The sequence below is a fragment of the Streptomyces sp. UH6 genome (assembly GCF_013421635.1).
Taxonomy (GTDB): domain Bacteria; phylum Actinomycetota; class Actinomycetes; order Streptomycetales; family Streptomycetaceae; genus Streptomyces; species Streptomyces abyssomicinicus.
Genome location: NZ_JACADT010001101.1, coordinates 1 through 1780, shown reverse-complemented (window position 1 = coordinate 1780; position 1780 = coordinate 1). Strand labels below are relative to the sequence as shown.

General features: G+C 73.0%; 2 protein-coding genes. One reads left to right on the top strand and one right to left on the bottom strand.

The genetic code is table 11. From position 1 onward, the window contains the following. Window positions 1–589: aminotransferase class I/II-fold pyridoxal phosphate-dependent enzyme (locus HW445_RS29635; RefSeq protein ID WP_180223901.1), on the bottom strand; the 589-nt coding region annotated here is incomplete at its 3' end. A gap of 155 nt (window positions 590–744) precedes the next feature. Here HW445_RS29635 and bioB point away from each other — a divergent pair. Then, window positions 745–1780: biotin synthase BioB (bioB, locus tag HW445_RS29630; protein WP_180223900.1), on the top strand; the 1036-nt coding region annotated here is incomplete at its 3' end.

Genomic DNA, 1780 nt, shown 5'->3' with positions numbered 1-1780 from the left:
CACGGCACACCGCCGCGAGGGCGGTCAGCGGGGCGGCGTCGCCGTCGACCGAGAAGACGGAGTCGGTCACCACCAGGGACCGCCGGCCTCGATGCGCGGCGAGGGTCTTGCGCACCGCGCCGGGCTCGGCGTGCGGCACCACGGCCGTCTCGGCCCGGCTGAGGCGGCAACCGTCCACGAGGGAGGCGTGGTTGGCGGCGTCCGAGACCACCAGCCCGTCCCGGTGGGCGGCCAGCGCGGTGACGGCGGCGAGGTTGGCCGCGTAGCCGGAGGAGAACACCAGGGCGGCCTCGAAGCCGCAGAAACGGGCGAGTTCACGCTCGAGCACGGTGTGCAGGGCGGTGGTGCCGGTGACCAGACGGGAACCGGTGGCCCCCGCCCCCCACCGGGCCGCCGCGTCCCCCGCCGCCGAGGTCACCTCGGGGTGGCGGGTGAGGCCGAGGTAGTCGTTGCCCGCGAGGTCGAGCGGGGCGCCGCCGTCCCCGCCGTCCGCCTCACGGGGACGCAACGACCTCACCAGCCCCGCGTGTTCGCGGCGGCGCGCCTCCTCGTCGATCCAGCCGAAGGGATCCTGGCGGGGCTGCTGCATGGCAGTTCCGGTCCTTTTCCTGGTGGTTCACGTGCAACGACCGACCCTAGCCGCAGTCGCCCGGTCACGAACTGTGGTCATCCACACACGCCGGACGGCGTCTTCTTGTCCGTTTCCTTCTTGGCCCGGCCCCGCTCGTGGGCAAGGATCAAGCCATGGACCTCCTCGACGTTCTGGTGGAGAAGGGGCTCCGACGTGAGCCGCCGACCCGTGAAGAAGCCCTCGCCGTGCTGGCGACCTCCGACGACGACCTGCTCGATGTGGTGGCCGCGGCCGGCCGCGTGCGCCGCCACTGGTTCGGCCGCCGGGTGAAGCTCAACTACCTGGTCAACCTCAAGTCCGGCCTCTGCCCCGAGGACTGCTCGTACTGTTCGCAGCGGCTGGGGTCGACGGCCGGGATCCTCAAGTACACCTGGCTCAAGCCGGAGGAGGCCGCCGAGGCGGCCGCCGCCGGGGTGGCCGGCGGCGCCAAGCGGGTCTGCCTGGTGGCGAGCGGCCGTGGGCCCACCGAGCGGGACGTCGACCGGGTCTCGCGGACCATCGAGGCGGTGAAGGGCCGGAACGAGGGCGTCGAGGTCTGCGCGTGTCTCGGACTGCTCTCCGACGGCCAGGCGGAGCGGCTGCGCGAGGCGGGCGCCGACGCCTACAACCACAACCTGAACACCTCGGAGAGCACCTACGGCGAGATCACCACGACGCACACCTACGCGGACCGCGTCGACACGGTCGAGAAGGCGCACGGGGCGGGGCTCTCGGCCTGCTCCGGTCTGATCGCCGGCATGGGCGAGTCCGACGACGACCTGGTCGACGTGGTGTTCGCCCTGCGCGCCCTGGACCCGGACTCGGTGCCGGTCAACTTCCTCATCCCCTTCGAGGGCACCCCGCTGGCCGAGGAGTGGAACCTCACCCCGCAGCGCGCGCTGCGGATCCTGGCGATGGTGCGGTTCGTCTGCCCGGACGTCGAGGTCCGGCTCGCCGGCGGCCGCGAGGTCCACCTGCGCACGCTCCAGCCGCTGGCGCTGCACCTGGCCAACTCGATCTTCCTGGGCGACTACCTGACCAGCGAGGGCCAGGCGGGCAGGGCGGACCTGGAGATGATCGCGGACGCCGGCTTCGAGGTCGAGGGGACGGACACGCCGACCCTGCCGCGGCACCGCGCGGAGGCGGGCGGCGGCGTCTGCGGTTCGGCGT